Here is an 18,640-nt window from a genome sequence, read left to right as displayed (position 1 = left end):
CGATCTGATGTGTAGATGGGTGAAGACCTCCCGGTGTGGAGTGGAGCTATCTAGGAACCGCTTCACGACCAGGAGGTCTTCATGTCCCACGCTACCCATTCCAATGCGGCCCTGACGCCGCGCACCCGGCTGCGGCTGGCGCGTCTGATCATTGACCAGGGCTGGTCGCCGGCTCGAGCGGCCGAGCGTTACGACGTGTCGTGGAAGACCGCGAAGAAGTGGGCCGAGCGCTACCTCGCCGAGGGTCCCGACGGCATGGTTGATCGGTCATCGGCGCCGCACCGCCAACCGAACCGAACCCCGGCCCCGGTCGTCCGCAAGATCGTCCACCTGCGTTGGAAGCACCGCCTGGGTCCGGTCCAGATCGCTGACCGGCTCGGGATGCAGGCCTCGACCGTGCATGCCGTCTTGGTTCGCTGCCGGATCAGCCGACTCACCCACATTGACCGCGCCACGGGCGAGCCGATCCGCCGCTACGAACACGAAGCGCCCGGGGACCTGATCCACGTCGACGTCAAGAAGCTCGGCCGCGTCCCCGACGGCGGCGGGTGGCGCTACGTGGGTCGCCAGCAGGGCGAGAAGAACCGATCCGCGACCGTCGTGCGCACTGGTGCCCCGCGGAGCAAGCATCGCGCCCCCCTCATCGGCACTTGCTACCTGCATACCGTGATCGATGACCACTCCCGTGTGGCCTACGTCGAGGCTCATGACGACGAGACCAAGGAGACCGCCGCTGCCGTGTTGCGCAACGCGGTCGCCTGGTTTGCCGAGCGAGGCGTCACGGTCCACCGCGTGCTCAGCGACAATGGCGGCTGTTACAGGTCGCACCTGTGGCGCGAGACCTGCGCCGATCTCGGCGTCACCCCGAAGCGGACCCGGTCGTACCGGCCGCAGACCAACGGCAAGGTCGAGCGGTTCCACCGCACCCTCGCCGAGGGGTGGGCCTTCAAGAAGTTCTACAACTCCGAGTCAGCCCGGCTCGCCGCTCTGCCAGCATGGATCCACGAGTACAACCACCACCGGCCCCACTCAGCGATCGGCAAGGCGACACCCATCACCAGGTTGGACAACCTGGCTGGACATCACAGCTAGCCCCGCTGGCCCATCCGCCAGGTCACCGGGCTCAACGGGTCGGGCTCGTAGCAGCAGTAGGTGCCGGTGCGGACCCGGCGCGAGAGGTGGTCCCCGAGGTCGGGGTGCTGCTCGGCCAGGCGCGCCAGCCCGTAGCGCAGCGAGCGCGTCACGCTGGTGCGCGCGCGCTCGGCCGAGCCGCCGGTACGCCGGTCGCGACCACCCAGACCCACTGCCCGCGAGAGCTCGGCGAGCAGGTAGTCGCGGTCGCGCGCGGCCATCTCCTGGCGCGCCAGGTCGTCCGTGCGCACCGCCTCCTCGAGGTCGTCCTCGACCTCGGCCAGCCGTCGGCGGTAGGCCGCCTTGGCCTCCTCGTCGAGCACCAGGAGGCCCGGGGCGTCGACCCGGACGACCCCCTCGGGAGCCTGCGGGTCGGCCTCGCCGGCGACCAGGTCGAGCACGTGCAGCTCCTCGCCGGGCCGGACCAGCAGCCGCTCGAGGTAGCGCAGCCCCTTGAGGTCGGGCAGCACCCGCTCGACCCCGCCGAGCGCGACCCGACGGCTGCTGCCGAGGCGCTCGAAGACCGCGACCGGCGGCCCCGGAGCCCGCTCCCCCGGCTCCTCCTCGCCCTGACCCGCGACGGCGAGCAGGCGGCGTACGTCGAGGGCGGCGCCGAACGCCTGGTAGGCCACCAGCGCCGAGTCGCGCTCGAGGCGCGCCGCGTCGGGGCGACCGGCCGCGTCGAGCGCCGCGGCCAGCACCTCGCGGGCACCCGCCGTCTCGTACGCCGCCTCCGCGTCGGCCCAGGCCGCCACCGCGGCCGTGCCGGCCTCGACGGCCGGGCGCCCGGCGGCCAGCTCGGCTCGGGCCCGGGCGAGCGCCGCGGCGGCGCAGAGGCCCGGGCCCGGCCAGCGCTGCGCGATCGCCTCGAGCCGCTCGGCCGCGCGCGCGACCGCTTGTGGCCGGCCGAGCACGGCGGCCACCTCGGCCTGCGCCTCCAGCAGCGGCGCGACCCGCAGCTCGACGAAGGGCGGGCGCTCCTTGGAGGGCATCGGGAGCGGGTGGGCGACGGCCTCGTCGAGCAGGGCCAGCGCCTCCTCGCCCCGGCCTTGGGCCAGGCGCAGGAGGGCGAGCGCCGGCTGGGGGCACCAGGCGTGCTCGTGGGCCTCGAGCAGGGCCTCCTCCGCGCCCACCAGGTCACCCAGGCGCAGCCGGATCGTGCCGAGCTCGACCAGCGGCCAGCCGTACTCGCGCCGCATCCAGGGCCGCAGCTCCTCGCAGGCGGCGACCGCCTCGGCCTCGGCCTCCTCCCCCGGGCCCGACCAGCGCAGCATCTCGGCGCGGTGCACCCGGCAGCGCCCGTTGATGCCGCCCACGGCGCGGCCCGGGCGCCAGCGCTGCATCACCTCGGTCCACTCCCGGGCCCGGTCGTGGCGCCCGACGCCCTGCGCGGCGCAGACGAGCTCGCAGAGCATCATCCCCGCGGTCAGCGGGTCGACGCGCTCGGAGGTCAGCTCGATGGCGACCTCGTCGAGCAGCTCGAGGCCCTCCTCGACCGCACCGTCGAGGATGCGCAGCCGGGCCAGCGCCGTACGCCCCACCACGACGGCGGCGACGACGTCGCGCTCGCGGCCCAGCTCGACGGCGCGGCGGGCGAGCTCGCGCGCGGCGACCGGGTCGCCGCTGAAGAACCGCTCGTAGCCGGCCACCATGGCCACCATCGCCCACACCGGCGACTCGGGCGTGGGGCCCAGCAGCTCCTCGGCGCGGCGGTTCCAGCCGCGCACCGTGGCCATCAGGCCCGAGTCGATGAGCAGGTGCAGCGCGGTCATCGCCGCCGCGCGCCCGGCCTGCTCGGTCTCCCCGCGCTGCTCGTGCAGGTCGTACAGCCGCTCCCAGGACCCGAGGGAGCGCTCGAGGTCGCCGGCGCCGTAGCAGGCCGCGGCCTGCACCTCGAGGGCGTCCGCCAGCTGCGGACCGTCGTCCTCGGCGAGCGCCCCGAGCTCGGTCAGGGCGTCGGTCCATGCGCCGGTGCCGAGGGCCGCGCGGGCCCGGTCGAGCGTCACTGTCCCACTGTGACACCGATTGTCACGCCGTACGAGTGACAGCCCAGCCACCCACTCGCACAGGAGACTCCCATGCACATCTCGGCAGCACGACCTGCCCGTCAAGATCGACGTGCCCGGCGCCACCGCCCGCCAGCTGCCCGACTTCGGCCTCGCCGAGGGCCCGCTGGCCGCCGAGTGGTTCTCGCTGGCCGCCGGCACCGACATCGCCCCGTTGCTCGTGGGCCTGCCCGGCGACGCCTGCCAGGCCACCCACGTCGGGTACGTCATCTCCGGCGCGCTGGTCGTGACCTACACCGACGGCGACCCCGAGCGCTGCACCACCGGCGACCTCTTCAGCTGGCGCGCCGGGCACAGCGTGCGCGTCGAGCAGGACGCCGAGGTCATCCTCTTCAGCCCCTCCCACGCCCACACCGTCGTGCTCGACCACCACATGCTGGGGGTGATGGGCGCGGCGGTCTGAGCGGCCCGCGGGAGTTTCATCGGGTACCCGATGGAGCTCGCGCTGCCGCCATGAACGCTCAGCCGGGCGGCGCCAGTTCCATCGGGTACCCGATGAACCTTCAGCCCGCCGCGAGCCGAGCCACCGCGGCGGAGACCCGCTCGTCGGTGGCGGTGAAGGCGACCCGCACGTGGCGGGCGCCGGCGCGGCCGTAGAAGACGCCGGGGGCGGCGAGGATGCCGCGCTCGGCGAGCCAGGCGACGGTCTCCCAGCAGTCCTGCTCGACCCCGTCGACCACGCGGGTCGACCACAGGTAGAGCGACGACTCGGAGTGGTCGACGCGGAAGCCCGCGCCCTCCAGCGCGGCGCGCAGGGCCGTACGCCGCGCGGCGTAGCGGGCGTGCTGCTCGTCGGCGTGCGCGTCGTCGTCGAGGGCGGCGACCATCGCGTGCTGCATCGGCCCGGGCATGATCAGCCCGAGGTTCTTGCGCACCGCGAGCAGCTCGCCCACCAGGGCCGGGTCGCCGGCGACGAAGGAGCAGCGGTAGCCCGCGAGGTTGGAGCGCTTCGAGAGCGAGTGCACCGCGAGGATGCCCTCGAGGGAGCCGCCGTTGATGTCGGGGTGCAGCACCGAGACGGGCCGCTCACCCTCCCAGGAACACTCGACGTAGCACTCGTCGGAGACCAGCACGGTGCCGCGCTCGCGGCACCAGTCGACGACCTTGCGCAGGTGGGCCGGCGGCAGCACCCGCCCGGTCGGGTTCGACGGGGAGTTCAGCCACAGCAGCGCCGGCGCCTCGGGGCCGAAGGAGGTCAGCGAGTCGGTGGCCACACCGGTCGCGCCGCACAGCGCAGCCCCGACCTCGTACGTCGGGTAGGCCAGCTCGGGGTAGGCCACGACGTCACCGGGCCCCACGCCCAGGTGCAGCGGCAGGGTCGCGACCAGCTCCTTGGAGCCGATCGAGGGGATCACCGCGCTGAGGTCGAGCCCCGGCACGCCGGTCACGCCGTGGCGCCGCTCGAGCCAGTCGAGGCACGCCTGGCGGGTGCGCTCGAGACCGATCGTGACCGGGTAGCCCGGCGAGTCGCTCGCCGCGCGCAGGGCGGCCTGGGCCACCTCGGGCGTCGGGTCGACGGGGGTGCCGACCGAGAGGTCGACGATGCCGTCGGGGTGGGCGCGCGCGGTGGCGGCGTACGACGTCAGCTGGTCCCAGGGGAAGTCGGGCAGGCGGGCCGAGACCGGCCCCCCCGACCGGCGACGCTGGTTCAGGAGTCCTGGTTCTGCGGCGGGAGCGCGGCGACCATCGGGTGGTCCTTGTCGATCTCGCCCATCTTCGCGGCGCCGCCCGGCGAGCCGAGGTCGTCGAAGAAGTGCACGTTGGCGTCGTAGTAGCCCTTCCACTCCTCCGGGGTGTCGTCCTCGTAGAAGATCGCCTCGACCGGGCAGACCGGCTCGCAGGCGCCGCAGTCGACGCACTCGTCGGGGTGGATGTAGAGCATCCGCTTGCCCTCGTAGATGCAGTCGACGGGGCACTCGTCGACGCAGGCGCGGTCCTTGAGGTCGACGCACGGCTGGGAGATGACGTAGGTCACCGGTTCCTCCTCGGAGGCGGGGTCAGCGGGGGTTCAGCAGGGTGGCGGCATCCTGGTGACGCCGTTGCGCAGCCTAGTATCCCGCCGTGCCTGCATCGTCGGAAGCCCACCCCTCGGGAGCGCCGCACCTGGGCCCGCACGTCGTGGGCACCCGCGTGGTCGTGCGCCGCGTCGTACGCCGCCCCGGCGCCGACGGTGGGCCCGGCGAGGTCGAGACCGGCCCCAGCGGCGGCCCGGCGCTGACCGACGTGCTGGGCACCTGCCTGGCCTGGGGCGAGGGCGTGTGCGTGGTGCAGCCCGCCGACGGCGAGCCGGTGACCATCCCGGTCGCCGACATCGTCGCCGGCAAGCCGGTGCCGCCGAGGGCGTCGGTGCGCCAGCGGGTCTCGGCCCGCGAGGCCGAGGGCCACTCGTTCGTGCTGTTCCCCGACGTGGAGCGCCGCGACGTCGGAGAGTGGGTGCTGCGCAGCGACCCGGCGCCGATCGGCCGGCTCTACAAGCGCGCCAACTCGGCGCTGGCGATGGGCGACCCCGGCTGCTCGTTCGCCGAGGCGGAGCGGGCGGTGCTCGACTTCTACGCCAAGCGCGGCCGCGACCCGATGGTCTCGGTCGAGGCCGACGGCGACGTCGAGGCCGCGTTCCGGGAGCGGGGGTGGGGGCCCTACCCGCACGGCGAGGTCGAGTTCCGCCTGGGTTCGCTGGTCGCGGTGCGCCGCGCCCGCCGTGGGCGCGGCCGGGGCCTGGGCGTGGTCGCCCTCGAGGGCGACCGTGACGAGCGGGTGCACGTGGTGGTGCCGGGCACCGCCGAGCCGCGCGCCGAGGGCCGCGGGGCGGTGCACGGCGACTGGCTGGGGCTCAACGGTCTGCGCACCCGTCTCGAGCACCGCCGCCAGGGCCTGGCCGGCGAGGTCCTCGACGCCCTGCTCGAGTGGGGCGCCGAGCGCGGCGCGATGACGGTGTGGCTGCACGTCGAGTCCGACAACCCCGCCGCGCGCGCCCTCTACGACGGCCTCGGCCTGGCCGTGCACCACGTGACGCGCTACCTGGTGCCCGGCGACGCGGGCTGAGGCGCCTCAGTCCTCGTCGCGCACGCCGATGCCCTCGTCGCGGCTGTGCCCAGGTCCCGCTGACCCGGCACGCCCGTCGTCGTTGCCGTACGACGTGGCCCGGAAGACCCGTTCGGCCCCGGCGGTGATGGGGATCCACCAGCGCCGCTGCACCGCCAGCACCAGCGTGCCAGCCATCAGCATCCCGGCGATGTTGATGCCGAGCTGGGCCAGCGAGCCCAGGATCTCGGCGGTCTCGAGGAACGCCAGGCCCAGGGCGAGGTTGCCGGCGGCGGGCACGGTCGTGACGCTGATGAAGACGCCGACCATGGTCGAGGTCTTCTGGATCGACAGCGCCAGCACCCCCGCGGCGCCGGCGATGAGGGCCACCACCAGCGACCACTGGTCGGGGCGCCAGATGAAGCCGGTGTTGGGCCGCTTGGCGGTCACGTCGGCCAGGTCGATCATCCCGGTGGCCCGCCCGAGCAGGCACAGCAGGCCCACGACCGCGATCGCGAGCACGAAGGACAGCACCAGCAGCTGCAGGCTGCGGCGCACGAGCCGCCAGCGGCCCAGCACGACGCCGGCACTGGCGCTGGCCACCACCGCGAAGTCGGGGCCCACCACCATCGCCCCGACCACGAGCACCGCCGAGTCGGTGAGCACCGCGACGGCGCCGAGCGCCACCGCGAGCACCAGGAACAGGTGGTAGGAGACCGTCGGGTCGGCCCCGCCCTCGGCGTCGGCCTCGACCTGCTCCCAGATCACCGCGTCGTCGGGATGGCCGGGCGCGAGCGCCTCGAGCTCCTCGGCCCGGTCGAAGGGGGCGCCGCTGGGGTCGACCACCAGGATCGAGCCGCGCTCCTTGAGCCCGCAGCGCTCGAGCTTGTCGATCAGCGGCCCGGCCTTCTCCCGGGCCACGTCGCACTCGAGCAGGTCGCCGGGCGGGTCGATGACCACGTCGCGCTGCAGGGTGACGTTGGTGGCCCAGTCGGGCTCGCACAGCGTCTCGCGGACGGCGTCGGTCAGGTCGGCGGGTGCGGTGAGCCGCAGGTGGACCAGCATCCGCTCACGATAGGGCCACGCTCAGCCCCCGGAGCCCGCCTTCGCCGGCTTGCACTCCACGCCGTCGGAGGGCGTGTAGACGGTGTTGAACTTCTCGGTGCGCTCCAGCTCCGACTCCCCGGCGCGGCGGAAGTAGCGCCACACGTTGATCGAGAAGCCCGCGGAGCCCTCGTAGGCGTAGCAGTCGTCGCCCGACAGGGTGCGCGTCGTGGGCTGGGTGTAGTCGTAGCGCTCACCGGTCTTGGAGGTGATGTCCCAGTACTTGGTGGAGTAGAAGGTCGCGGTGACCACCCCGGTGCCGGTCGCGTCGCCGGGGGTGACGTTGGTGTCGATGAGGATGCCGTGGGGCGTGTCGTTCTTGAAGCGCAGGTCGATGGCGCCCCACGCGACCGTGGCCTCGCGCCCGACCGGGTAGCGGTCGATGTAGAACGAGTGCGGCTTGTGCTCGACGTCCTCGAGGCCGGCGAAGAACGCGGCGTTGAAGAGGGTGGTGGCCATCTGCGAGACGCCGCCGCCGAGGTCCTCCTTGAGGATGCCGTTGGAGATGATGAAGCCCTCGGTGAAGCCGTTCTCGCGGGTCCGCTCGCCCACCGTGTCGTTCATCGAGAAGGTCTCGCCGGGGGCGAGCACGGTGCCGTCGATGATCTCGGCGGCGCGACCGATGTTGACGTTGCGGTACTCCGCGTTGGGGTAGTAGGTCGTGAACGTCGAGACCTGCTCGCGGATGTTGAGCTCGCGCGCGTCCTTGGTGGTGAAGTCGGGCTTCTCGACCTTGGCCTCGACCTCGGCGCTGCGCCGGCCCTCGCGGCGCACGACGACCTCGAGCAGCGCGTCGGTGACGTCGGCGGGGTCGTAGGTCACGCCGGGCTTGCCGGGCACCACCTTGGGCTTGCCGTCGACCAGCGCGACGGTGGCGTCGACCGGGGCGCCGTCGCCGGCGGTCGCGGCGTCGACGAGGCCGACGAGCTTCTTGGTGTTCACGGCCGGCTCGAGCGCGCCGTCGACGGCCTTGAGCCGCACGATCGGTGCGTACTGCTGCGGGTCGAGGCTCACGGTCGCGTCGCCGAAGTCCAGAGAGACGGGCGCCGACATCGCGGGGTTGGCGAACTCCTCGACGGCGCGGTCGACGTCGGCGTCGTCGATGTCGGGCTCGACGTCGCGGACCACGAGCTCGGCGCTCGCGTCGTCGTCACCGCCGGCCATCGCGACGTACGCCGCCACGACGGCCTCGCGGGCGGCCTCGACGTCGAGCTCGCTGCCGACCTTGGCCTTCGTGGTCTTCACGCCGGTGGCGGTCAGGCGCACCTGACCGTCGACGGCGGGCTGGGCGACACCCTCGGCGGCCTCGTCCAGGGCGGCGTCGAGCGCGGACTCGTCGACCTCGACGACGGGGTCGAGGTCCTCACCGCCGGTGAAGAAGTCCCAGAGCCGGTCGGGGGCCCACGACTGGCGTCCGCCGGCGTCGGCGACCGAGGCGGCGGTGTCGACCGAGAGGCCGGCCTGCGCCGGGTCGATCTCGGTGGTCTCGCCGCCGGGCAGCGCGACGCTCAGCGGCGAGCCGAGCCGCTCGTCGAGCCCGGCGGCCAGGGTGCGCTCGGCGCGCGCGGGGCTGCGCCCGCCCACGTCGATGCCGGCGATGGTGGTGCCGCGCGGCACCTTGTCACCGGCCACGGCGCCGGCCACGGCGTAGCCGCCGCCGGCCAGCAGGGCCAGGACACCGAGGATCAGCACCACGGCCTTGGCGCCGCTGGACTCGCGGTCGTCGGAGGGTCGCTTGGGGTCTCGGCTCACACGTTCCACTCTAAGAGCCAGCACCTACAGCCTTGAATCCTCGCCGGGAGGGGTGGGTGGCGCGCTGGGGTGCGGGCGCCGCGGCACGCTGACCACGGCCGCCACCACCAGCACCAGCGAGAGCCCCAGCAGCCCGTAGCCGAGCAGGCCCGAGCCGATCAGGTAGTCGCCCTCGGGCCGTGGTCGCGCAGCGGCGACCAGGAGCAGCGCCATCCCCAGCGCGTAGGCGACCCGGGTGGTGAAGCCGGGCGGCAGCGCCAGCAGCACCGCCAGCGACGCGGCCGCGCCGAGCGCCAGGCCCCAGCCGGTGGCGTGCACCAGCAGCACACCCAGGCCGGTCACGGCACCGGCCAGCAGGAGGGCGCCCACGACCAGCACGCGCAGCGGCATGGGCAGGAGCGTGCTCAGAGCCCCGCGAAGAGGTCGGTCTCGAGGCCGTCCTCCCCCACCGGGCCCAGGGTGCCCTTGGCGATCCGGTAGAACTCCTGGCCCCACGCGGTGGCCCCGACGTTGTTGGAGAGCGCGAAGAACGGCCCGTCGGTGGTGATCTGGGTGGCGTGCGCGGCCAGGGCGGCCATCTTGGTGTCGACGTAGTCGGTGGCGTCGACCGCGCAGGCGAGGTCCTCGTCGGGGGTGATGAAGTGCGGCAGCGGGCCGTCGGGGTCCATGCCCTCGAAGCTGGTGGTGTCGCCGGCCTCGCGCAGCGCGCGCAGCCCGGCGCGCATCCGGCTCTCCGACATCGCGCCCCAGTAGATCTTCGCGATCTCCCACGGCGCGCCGAGGTCGCGGCGGTACGACGGCACCGCGGCGAGCTGGGCGGCGTACATCGCGACGCGGTGGGCCTGGATGTGGTCGGGGTGGCCGTAGCCGCCGAACTGGTCGTAGGTGACCAGCACCTGGGGGCGGACCTCGCGGATCACCTCGACCAGCAGGTCGGCGGCCTCGGTGAGGTCGGCGCGCCAGAAGGCGTTGTCGTGGATGTCGTCGGCGGCGACCGCGTGGCCGTCGGCGTGCCACTTCATGCCGGAGTCGCGGAAGCGGCCGAAGCCGCCGAGGAAGCGGTGGTCGGTGACGCCGAGCGCCTTCATGGCCGCGGCGAGCTCGGTGCGGCGGTGCTCGCCGAGCCGGTCGTCCTTGTCGGCGGCGAGGTGCTCGAGCTCGGGCACCAGGATCTCGCCCATCTCGCCGGCGGTGCAGGTCACCAGCGTGACGCCGCGGCCCTCGGCGGCGTACTTGGCCATCGTGGCGCCCTGCCCGATCGACTCGTCGTCGGGGTGGGCGTGCACCAGGAGCAGGCGCTGGTCTCCGGAGGTGGTCGACATGGGCTCGATCCTAGGTCTGCGCGCCCGGTCTCTTGATGCGCCGGGGGCCGGACGGCAGGTCGAGGGGCGCGGCCGGGGGCGGGGTCGCGGCCACGGTGTCGTCGTCGAGCCAGCCCTCGTGGTCGTCGACGAGCACCTCGACCAGCCACTGCGGGGCGTCGGTGAGCACCGCCCAGGGGTGGTCCTCGTCGTCGTCCTCGCCGGCCAGCCGCTCGCGCTCGAGGTGCGCCTCGTAGCCGTCGCCGCGCAGCCGCCGCAGCACGGCGGTGGCGTCGTCCTCGTCGAAGAGGACCGCGCGCAGCACCGCGCGGCGCTGCTCGGTCTCGGCGGCGCGCAGCAGGTGGGTCAGCTCGGGCAGGAACGGCCGGTCGGCCGCCATCCAGTCGAGCCCTCCGGGCCCGTCGAGCCCGTCGGCGCCCACCCAGGTCAGGCGGTCGTGCTCGTGGGGCGCGGGCTCGCCCTCGACGATGCGGGCCACCGCCACCCGCAGCTCGAGGTGGTCGTCGATCTCGCTGGTGCCGCCCAGCCAGGCGGTCACCTCGATCTCGCAGCCGAGCTCCTCGGCGATCTCGCGCTCCAGCGCGTCGGCGGGCCGCTCGCCCGGCTCGACCTTGCCGCCCGGCAGCTCCCACCGCCCCGCGGCCTCGGGCGGCGTCGTACGTCGCGCGGCCAGCACGCGCGCCCCGCGCACGATCGCCGCGCCCACCACCAGCCTCCGCTCAGCCACGCCCGCACGATATCGACCCGTTGGTCGAGGAGGTTGCGCAGCAACCGTCTCGGGACCACCCCATGAGGCAGGCTGGGCCCGTGACCTCTCGGGACCGCACCCCCACCCGCTCCGCTCCCCCACCCGGCGCCGTACCGCTCGTCCCGGCGGCGGCGTTCGTGCTGGTGTGGTCGTCGGGCTACATCGCCGGGCCGGCGGGGGTGAGCGTGGTGGAGCCGTTCACGCTGCTCACCCTGCGCTTCGCGCTGGCCGCGCTGCTGCTCGCCCCGCTGGCGTGGTGGCTGCGCGGGCCGATGCGGATGACGCGCGAGGAGGTGGTGCGGGTCGGGGCAGTCGGGCTGGTGCTCAACGCCGTGCAGTTCGGGCTGATGTACGTCGCCTTCGAGCTCGGCCTGGGCGCGACCCTGGCCTCGCTGCTGCACTCCCTGTCCCCCGTGCTGACGGTCGTCCTGGCGGGGCTGCTGCTCGGCGAGCGGCTGACCCGGGTGCAGGTGCTGGGCTTCGCGGCGGGCGTGGTGGGCGTGCTGGTGGTGCTGGGGCCCGACGTCGACGGGGCGGGCGGGCCCCTGGGGCTGGTGCTGGGGGTGGCGAGCCTGCTGGCGCTGAGCCTGGGCACCCTGGGGCAGCGCTGGATCCACGTGAGCGCCGACCCGATCTGGTCGGCGACGGTGCAGTGCGCCATCGCGGCGGTGCCGCTGGGCGTGGTCGCGCTGGCGGTCGAGGGCACCGGTGGGGTCGAGGACCCGCTGCTGGGCCTGGCCGCGGTCGGCTACATCGCGGGCATCAACTCGGTGGTGGGGTTGCTGCTGCTCGGCGTGCTCGTGCGCCGCGGTGGGGCCAGCGCCGGGGCCAGCGTCTTCTTCCTGATGCCGCCGGTGACCGCGGTGCTGGCCTGGGTGGCGTTCGGCGACACCCTGGGCCCGCGCCAGGTGGTGGGGCTGGCACTCTCGGTGGTGGGCGTCGCCGTCGCGACCCGCGCCGGGCGCGCCCGTCGTACAGCAGCAGCCGCGAGACTCCAGGAGCCGACCGCATGAGCCAGCCCGAGGCCGAGACCGCGTGGGTCGACGAGGCGAGCGGGCTGCGGCTGGCTCGCAGCGCGGCGTACCCGCGGGTGCCGGGGGCCGTCGGCATCGAGGCCGTGCCGCTGACGGGTCAGCTGCGCCGCAGCTGGGCGTTGCGCGCGCTGGGCATGACCGCGTGGACGTGGGAGAAGCCCGACCGGATCGACCGCGAGTGGTGGCCGCAGGGCGTCACCGACGCCGCCGAGGCCGACGCGACGCTGCTGGTCTCGTGGTACGCGAAGTCAGGCGGCTCACGGATCTCGGTGGTCGACACCCGGGCGGGCTGGTACGCCCACGTGCGGCTGGCGGTGCCCCGCGTCGACGACTCGGGGGCCCTGGAGCTGGCGCCGCTCAAGGTGCACGCCGGCGGCCTGGCCCGCACCGGCCGCTGGCTGCACGTCGCGGCTACCGCGAAGGGCTTCTACACCGCACACCTGGACGACGTCGTCGTCACCGACGAGGGGCCGGTGCTGCCGGTGCGCCACGCGCACCGCGCCTCGGCGCCCGAGGGTGTCGAACCGCTGCGCTACTCGTTCCTGTCGGCGGGCGCGTCGGGGATCGTCGTGGGTGAGTACGCCCGCGGCAAGAGGACGCGGCGCCTGGCCCGCATCGACGTCGACCCCCGCACCGACCTGCCCTGCTCCGCCCCGGTCGTCGTGGGCGAGGGCGTGGCCGGCATGCAGGGAGTCGTGGAGCGCGAGGGCCGCTGGTCGGTCACGACCTCGCACGGCCCCTGGGGCCCCGGCTCGCTGTGGACCGGCTCCCCCGGCTCCTTCGAGGCCCGCCGGTGGGCGATGCCGATGGGCCCCGAGGACCTGTACGCCGACGCGGCCGGCGACCTGTGGACGGTCACCGAGCACCCGCGTCGGCGGTGGGTCGTGCGGCTACCGCAGCACTGACGTGCAAATGCCCACCGGGGTCGCACACGCCGTGTGCGACCCCGGTGATGCAGCCGGACCATCGTTGTGTCCTAAGGTGGACAAGCGGTCCGGACCATTCTCAAGCAGCGGCAACAGAGAATGGCCCGGACCGCGTCTGTGTCTCCGGCTCAGTGAGCTGGCTCATGGATCGTGCTCAGATGACTGTGCCCAGGAGCGGGAACCTCCCTGGCTTCGCCTGGTGGCTCCCGGGAGGAGCTCCGGGTCGGACAACCTACGTCCCGGCCCCGGAGCTCCCCATGACCAGAAGGATCAGCGAAGCTTCTGGGTGTTGGACTTCGCCGCGAGGCTGTTGACCGTCTTCCCGACCTTGGCCACGAAACGGGTCTTCTTGTTCCCGTTGCGGTCCGCGACCTTGAAGGTCAGGGTGCCGCCCTCGGGGACGATGTCCTCGCGGACCTGGACCAGGCGCTTGTTGCCTTCGGACTTCTTGCCACGGATCTTGAAGAGCTTCACCGTCGCACCCTCAGCGGCATCGTCGACCTGGAACCGGACGACGTCCTTCGCGCCACCGTTGGAGTCACCGGAGATCAGCGCCTCGACCTCGACCGGGTCGCCACCGCCGGGGTTCTTGCCGAAGGTGACGGTGTCGACGAGGCGGGCAACACGCTGACCGCCCACGGTGATGATGGCCGTGACCTCGGCAGTGCCCTCGCTGGTGCCAGCGAAGTCGTAGTACGCGTTGCCGTTCATGTCCGTGGTCGGGTCAGCCATGCCCTGGCCGTCCGAGTCCTGACCGCCGGGGCCCGAGCGGACCCACTTGACCTGGACGTCGTTGCCGTAGAGCGGCTGGCCGTTCTGGTCGACCGCGTTGGCCACCATGGTCACGGTGGTGCCAACCGGGACCGTCTCGTCACCCTCCTGCATCAGCGAGAAGCTCGAGGCCGCCTCGTCGACGGTGTACCACTCGATGGCGTCGGTGGTCTCCTGGATGTCGGCCGAGCTGAACGACGCGAAGTTGGCCGCCGGGTTGGTCGGGTCGAACTGGCTGTTCGACTTGTTGTCGACGTACAGGAACTTCGTGGCGTTGTCGAGCTCGACCTCGAGCGACTGGCTGGTCGCAGAGGTTGCCTCCGCGATGATGGCCGGCTGGTTGAGGTCGAACTCCGAGGAGCTGCCCTGGGTCCCGGCACGAGGCGTGTCGTCGCGCACCGTCAGGTTCTGCTGAGTCCGGTTGCCGAACTGGTCGTAGGTCTCGACGTCGTAGGCAACCTCCTGGCCCACCCGGGCCTGAGGAAGGATGCTGCTCTCCTGCGTGTCGGACAGCGTGACCACGAGGGGGGTGGCGCCCGGGTTCAGCGGGGTGCCGATGGTGTCCCAGGTGAAGTCGAACTCGAACGACGCGGCACCGGTGCCGGCGTTGATCTTGTCGCTGACCCGGCCGTCGTCGTCGAAGCCCTCGTTGCGCTCGATGTTGAAGGCGAAGAACCCCTCACCGTCGTCGTCGGTGGTCACCGAGATCGACTTGCCGGCCGAGCTCCACTCGCCCGCCTGCTCCCCAACCTTGGGCTCGGGGTCGAACGGGTTGTCCAGGTCGATGAACGAACCCTCCTTGATCGTCACAGGGACGACCAGGTCGGTCAGCGCCACGCCGTCGGCGTTGTAGGCGACCACAGTTCCGTAGCCGTACTTGCCCGGCTCGAGGTCGCCGAACGGCGCCTCCACCTGGTCGACGGTGCCGAGGTCGTCCTGGATCTCGACGCGCGTGGGCGTGAGCGAGCGCAGGAAGTCGATCGACAGGGTTGCGTCGGTCTGGTCGCCGGGGCTCTCCAGGGTCGGAGCCTGCGCCGTGACCTCAACGTCGAGCTCCTCACCGTTCGGGCTGGCGGGGTCCTGCACCGCGACACCGAACGTGCCGTCCGCGCGGGTGAGCACGTTGGCCTTGAGGTCGCTGCCGCGAGTCGTGCCCTCCGGCTGGGCCGACTGCGGCGCCAGCACGGCGTTGCCGGTGTCGTTGCCGGCGGTCGTGTCACCGAGGTCGGTGATCTCGACGCCCACGCTGCGCTTGCCGAGAGCGTCGCCGAACTTGGCCAGCGCGAGCTTGCCGCTCTGGACCGTCGTGGTCGCGTTGCCGGCCTGTGCCTTGCGGCCGTTGTCCCAGGTGATGTCGGCGAGACCCGACTTGACCTGCACGGGGGCCGCGATGACATCGCCCTGGTCAGGGGCAGGGGTGCCGTTCAGGTTGACGTAGGCGTCGACGTCGTGGGTCTCGTTGACGTCGTTGCGGTTCGGCAACGTGACGGAGACCTTGCCCTGCGCGTTGGTCGTACCAGCGTTCTCGTACTGGAGACCGGTGATCGCGGGGTTGTCGGTCGGGTAGTCGACCTTGTCGTTGTTGTCGACGTTGGTGCGCTTGTCGCTCCACAGCACCGTGGCGCCCTGGACCGGCTTGCCCTTCTGGTCGGTCACCGTGAAGGTGAGCGTCGCCGTCTCGTCGTCGTCCACAGCCGTTCCGAGGTCCGAGGAGATCTCGACCTTGGTGGGGGTGACGGAGTAGTTGCTCTGGCTGAGCGTCAGCAGGGTGTCGGTGCCCGGCTCGTACGTGCCGTTCTCGTTGACGTCGACCACGTAGTAGCCGGTCTGGCTGCTGGAGCCAGCGGCGATGTTGGCCTCGTCGAAGGTGACGGTCACCTTGCCGTCGTCGTTGGTCTCCGTGGTGCCGTCGGGGGTGCTCGGACCCGCGGCCGGCGCACCGGCCTTGTCTGCCTCGAAGACGTCGAGGCCCTGGATCGCCGCGCCCTTCTGGTCGACGGCAGTGATGACGTACTTCGTCTCCTCGCCGGAACCGGCAGGGACCTGCTCGGTCGAGCCGGCCGCCAGCGGCGCGGTGATGCCCGTGACGACCTGGTCGTAGACCTTGTAGGCGGTGACGTCGTCGGAGCTGCCGAGCAGGTCGGTCGCCGTGGCGCCGACGATGACCTCGTCGATCGGGTCAGCAGTCAGGTTGCCCGAGATGTCGACGTGGGTCTTGAAGCTGCGGGTGTTGTTGGCGTCCGGGTCGCCAAGCGACGGAGCGGGACCGGCGGCGTTGCTGCTCACCGGACCACGCGCGCTGACGGAGAGGTTCGGCGCACCGGCCGCAGCCGAGGTGCGACCGGTGACGACCATCTCGTTCTGCCACTGCCCGACCTCGGAGCGCAGAGCACCGTCGAGCTTAACCGCCGGGGCGTCGGTCTTGACGACGACAGCCTGCGACTGGGTGGCCAGCACGTCGTTGACGTTGTCGAGGGCCTCGGCGCGGATGTTCGTCACCACCGGGGGCTGGGCCGGCGGGGTCCACTGGATGGTCGCGATGCCGTCGATCGGCACGACGAGGTTGCCGATGTTCGTCCAGGTCGCGCCCGCGTCGGTGGAGTACGAGTACCGGACGCTGTTGACCGTCTTGCCGCCGATGGTGGCCGGCGTGCCCGCGAAGAGGGTCACGGTCTTGTCGGTGCCGTCGTTGCGCGTCGAGGCGCCGCCGGAGTACTGGGAGTAGAGCTCGAAGGCGGGCTCGCCCTGGCCGACCGTCTGCGCGGAGGCCGCCATGGGCAGGCCCGCGATTGCGAGGGCGGCGATGGCCGAGCCGGCCAGTCCCCGCTTGATGCCGCTGCTGTTCATGTGGAAAAGATCCTTCCGGATGTGTGTAAGGACTGACCTCGACCGAGCACGAGGTCATGGCACAGCAATCCCGAAGGGCCGCTGTGTGCCTCACCGGGCACGAAGCGCCCAGCAAGACGATCCGGACTCTAGGAAGGTAAAGAGACCTGATGTGGCTTTAATGTCGGGCGCAACTTCCTTTGCAATAACTGAGACGCGTTTCACCAGTTGTGGGTATATAGCGCCACGGCATCGGGGCCGCGAGACGTCGTCGAAACCACCAGGAGAGTCACCTTGCGAGGATCGGTCCGCCCGGCCCGCCCCAGCCCGTCGAGGTCGAGGACCCCCGGCGGCGCACCCACGAAGCGACGGGGACGGCCGACCCAGCTGCCCGACGACCCGAGCTCCATGCCCTCCCGAACCACCGACCCGGTCGCACGCACCTCGTGGTTGCTGGCCACCAGTCGGTCGTGCTCGACGGACGCAGGACTGGCGAGCCGCAGCTCGTTCGTCGAGCGCTTGCGCGACCTCGGGGTAGCCGCCGACCTGAGTCGGGTGAGCCGGTGGGAATCCGGCACGCAAAGCGTCTCGGTCAAGGTGGTCCGTGCTTACGAACAGGCGATCGGCCTGCCCGACGGGGTGCTGCTGGCCGCCCAACGGTCCGTGCTGCGCGTCTCCGACCCGACCACCCCGGCACCTGAGCCCGTGGCCTTCTCCGACGCCGACAGCGCGCCCGACAAGCTGGTCTCCGAGCTGCTCGAGCAGGCTGCCGACTCGACCGCCCCGATGGTGGGCGCGGACTGGCTCCGCCTCGCTGTCGAGGTCACCCGCTTCGAGATGGTGCTGCTGCCCAAGTCCACCTGGGACACCGTCTGCAGGCGACTGGTCAACGAGCTGGCACGCACCGTGGGCGGCGACCGGCTGCGTCGCTACGAGGCCGCGGTGACCCTGATCTCCCACCCCGTCGCTCAGCGTCACGTCGTGAACGCCCTCGGGGACTGGCTCATCGACCCTCATGTACAGGTCGTCAGCCCCCTCCTCTCGCTGCTGCACCACGTCCGCAACGAGGCCGCGAGCAAGCTCGTGCTCCGCCTGCTCGACGCGAACGCTCGCCCCCTCAACCAGGGAGCTGTCCAGGTGGCCGCCGCCAAGTCCGCCCGCGGCCACTTCCAGGGAGTGGCGCTGGCCCTGCTGGAGCAGCGCGCCATCCGCGAGCTGGTCACCCCCCAGGGCCAGAGCGGGATCGACATCCTGGATCTGATGAGCTGCCTGCCTGAGTCCTCGTACCAGCGCGTCCTGAGGAGCGTACGCGACGCCCAGCTGCGCGGCCGGGTCGAGTCGAGCCGAGAGACGCACTGCCTGCTGCCCGCTGAGGTTGCTCGCACGCTCAGCCGCAACATCGCGGCGCAGGCCCAGTCGGTCACCCCCATGCTGTACGCCGCCGAGCCCGATCTCCTGCTGCACCGACTCGTCGGCGAGGCGCTCTTCCACGTGCACGGCGCACGCCGGTCGATGGCCACGAGCCTGCTGCGCGTCAGCCCGTACGGGCCGGCCGTGTCCGACGCCTGCCTGTCGCTGGCCTCGGGCGACAGCGAGTTCGTCGGCGCCCTGGCCTGGGAGGCCATCTGGCAGCTCGGCACCGGCACCCGACGTGACGACATCGCTCGGCTCGCGGCCGACGAGCGTCGTCCCTGGGTGCAGCGTCGCGCCCTGACCTGCCTGGGCAGCAGCGGGACCACCCTTGACACGGAGGAAGCGGCCCGCGTCGTGGACACGACGCTGAGGACGACGCACCGCGGCGTGCGGTCCGCGGGCCTCCTGGCGCTCGGCACCGGAGCCCCCGGCAGCCTGGGTCGCATGGACTCGCTGCCGGCGGAGCAGCGCGAGATCGCGAACTGGTGGCTGCGGGTCGGGCCCGCCCTGGCCGACGCCGGCTGAG

At 72.5% G+C, this 18,640-nt stretch carries 15 protein-coding genes; 6 read left to right on the top strand and 9 right to left on the bottom strand.

Annotation, left to right across the window (positions count from 1 at the left end; translation table 11 throughout):
• Nucleotides 1-81 precede the first annotated feature (81 nt).
• Nucleotides 82-1,092, top strand: a complete 1,011-nt coding sequence (locus H0S66_RS12295; RefSeq protein ID WP_179615640.1) for an IS481 family transposase — start codon at nt 82-84, stop codon at nt 1,090-1,092.
• Here the strand turns inward: H0S66_RS12295 and H0S66_RS12290 are convergent.
• Nucleotides 1,089-3,137 carry a hypothetical protein gene (locus tag H0S66_RS12290; protein WP_179615639.1) on the bottom strand — a complete coding sequence of 683 codons (2,049 nt, stop codon included), beginning with the start codon at nt 3,135-3,137 and terminating at the stop codon, nt 1,089-1,091. The two genes, H0S66_RS12295 and H0S66_RS12290, sit on opposite strands and share 4 nt — an antisense overlap.
• Before the next feature lie 112 nt (nt 3,138-3,249).
• On the opposite strand from H0S66_RS12290, the gene H0S66_RS12285 reads away from it, so the two are divergent.
• The gene (locus H0S66_RS12285) at nt 3,250-3,600 is read left to right on the top strand and encodes a cupin domain-containing protein (protein WP_219633569.1); all 351 of its coding nucleotides are present in this window, start codon (nt 3,250-3,252) and stop codon (nt 3,598-3,600) included.
• Nucleotides 3,601-3,700: 100 nt separating this feature from the next.
• Here H0S66_RS12285 and dapC read toward each other — a convergent pair whose 3' ends face one another.
• Both dapC and fdxA read right to left on the bottom strand, forming a co-directional pair.
• Nucleotides 3,701-4,849 (bottom strand): succinyldiaminopimelate transaminase, encoded by a 1,149-nt coding sequence (gene dapC, locus H0S66_RS12280; RefSeq protein ID WP_179617369.1) that lies wholly within the window; start codon nt 4,847-4,849, stop codon nt 3,701-3,703.
• A complete protein-coding gene (gene fdxA, locus H0S66_RS12275) occupies nt 4,846-5,172 on the bottom strand; it encodes a ferredoxin (RefSeq protein WP_179615637.1) in 327 nt (108 codons plus the stop codon). The genes dapC and fdxA overlap by 4 nt, the downstream gene beginning before the upstream one ends.
• Before the next feature lie 86 nt (nt 5,173-5,258).
• Here fdxA and H0S66_RS12270 point away from each other — a divergent pair, with 86 nt between their 5' ends.
• On the top strand, nt 5,259-6,239 hold the full coding sequence (locus H0S66_RS12270) for a GNAT family N-acetyltransferase (RefSeq protein ID WP_179615636.1): 981 nt from the start codon (nt 5,259-5,261) through the stop codon (nt 6,237-6,239).
• A 6-nt stretch (nt 6,240-6,245) separates the two neighbouring features.
• On the opposite strand, the gene H0S66_RS12265 is transcribed toward H0S66_RS12270, so the two are convergent.
• The 5 genes from H0S66_RS12265 to H0S66_RS12245 are packed head-to-tail and all read right to left on the bottom strand — an operon-like array spanning nt 6,246 to nt 11,123.
• The gene (locus H0S66_RS12265) at nt 6,246-7,283 is read right to left on the bottom strand and encodes a DUF389 domain-containing protein (protein WP_179615635.1); all 1,038 of its coding nucleotides are present in this window, start codon (nt 7,281-7,283) and stop codon (nt 6,246-6,248) included.
• Nucleotides 7,284-7,304: 21 nt separating this feature from the next.
• Nucleotides 7,305-9,074, bottom strand: a complete 1,770-nt coding sequence (locus H0S66_RS12260; RefSeq protein ID WP_179615634.1) for a VanW family protein — start codon at nt 9,072-9,074, stop codon at nt 7,305-7,307.
• 24 nt (nt 9,075-9,098) lie between these two features.
• Entirely contained in the window at nt 9,099-9,464 is a 366-nt protein-coding gene (locus H0S66_RS12255; protein WP_179615633.1) for a hypothetical protein, read from the bottom strand.
• Nucleotides 9,465-9,478: 14 nt separating this feature from the next.
• Entirely contained in the window at nt 9,479-10,396 is a 918-nt protein-coding gene (gene mshB / locus H0S66_RS12250; protein WP_179615632.1) for an N-acetyl-1-D-myo-inositol-2-amino-2-deoxy-alpha-D-glucopyranoside deacetylase, read from the bottom strand.
• Between the two features lie 10 nt (nt 10,397-10,406).
• Complete coding sequence (locus H0S66_RS12245; protein ID WP_258016886.1) at nt 10,407-11,123, bottom strand: (deoxy)nucleoside triphosphate pyrophosphohydrolase; 717 nt, start codon at nt 11,121-11,123, stop codon at nt 10,407-10,409.
• An 80-nt stretch (nt 11,124-11,203) separates the two neighbouring features.
• On the opposite strand from H0S66_RS12245, the gene H0S66_RS12240 reads away from it, so the two are divergent.
• Both H0S66_RS12240 and H0S66_RS12235 read left to right on the top strand, forming a co-directional pair.
• Nucleotides 11,204-12,157, top strand: coding sequence for a DMT family transporter (locus H0S66_RS12240; RefSeq protein WP_179615631.1), 954 nt, complete (start codon nt 11,204-11,206; stop codon nt 12,155-12,157).
• Complete coding sequence (locus H0S66_RS12235; protein WP_179615630.1) at nt 12,154-13,083, top strand: hypothetical protein; 930 nt, start codon at nt 12,154-12,156, stop codon at nt 13,081-13,083. The genes H0S66_RS12240 and H0S66_RS12235 overlap by 4 nt, the downstream gene beginning before the upstream one ends.
• A gap of 291 nt (nt 13,084-13,374) precedes the next feature.
• On the opposite strand, the gene H0S66_RS12230 is transcribed toward H0S66_RS12235, so the two are convergent.
• Entirely contained in the window at nt 13,375-16,722 is a 3,348-nt protein-coding gene (locus tag H0S66_RS12230; protein WP_179615629.1) for an RHS repeat domain-containing protein, read from the bottom strand.
• A 534-nt stretch (nt 16,723-17,256) separates the two neighbouring features.
• Between H0S66_RS12230 and H0S66_RS12225 the strand changes: the two genes are divergently transcribed.
• Nucleotides 17,257-18,639, top strand: a complete 1,383-nt coding sequence (locus H0S66_RS12225; protein ID WP_180923601.1) for a hypothetical protein — start codon at nt 17,257-17,259, stop codon at nt 18,637-18,639.
• The last annotated feature ends 1 nt before the right edge of the window (nt 18,640 follow it).

This window comes from Nocardioides marinisabuli (assembly GCF_013466785.1).
GTDB classification, from domain to species: Bacteria; Actinomycetota; Actinomycetes; order Propionibacteriales; family Nocardioidaceae; genus Nocardioides; species Nocardioides marinisabuli.
This window is presented reverse-complemented; position numbering and strand designations above follow the sequence as displayed.

Bases quoted from the DNA above. Each gene is read 5' to 3' on its own strand.
- H0S66_RS12295 (WP_179615640.1), top strand. From the start codon at position 82: ATGTCCCACGCTACCCATTCCAATGCGGCCCTGACGCCGCGCACCCGG.
- H0S66_RS12265 (WP_179615635.1), bottom strand. From the start codon at position 7,283: ATGCTGGTCCACCTGCGGCTCACCGCACCCGCCGACCTGACCGACGCC.
- H0S66_RS12255 (WP_179615633.1), bottom strand. From the start codon at position 9,464: ATGCCGCTGCGCGTGCTGGTCGTGGGCGCCCTCCTGCTGGCCGGTGCC.
- mshB (WP_179615632.1), bottom strand. From the start codon at position 10,396: ATGTCGACCACCTCCGGAGACCAGCGCCTGCTCCTGGTGCACGCCCAC.
- H0S66_RS12235 (WP_179615630.1), top strand. From the start codon at position 12,154: ATGAGCCAGCCCGAGGCCGAGACCGCGTGGGTCGACGAGGCGAGCGGG.
- H0S66_RS12230 (WP_179615629.1), bottom strand. From the start codon at position 16,722: ATGAACAGCAGCGGCATCAAGCGGGGACTGGCCGGCTCGGCCATCGCC.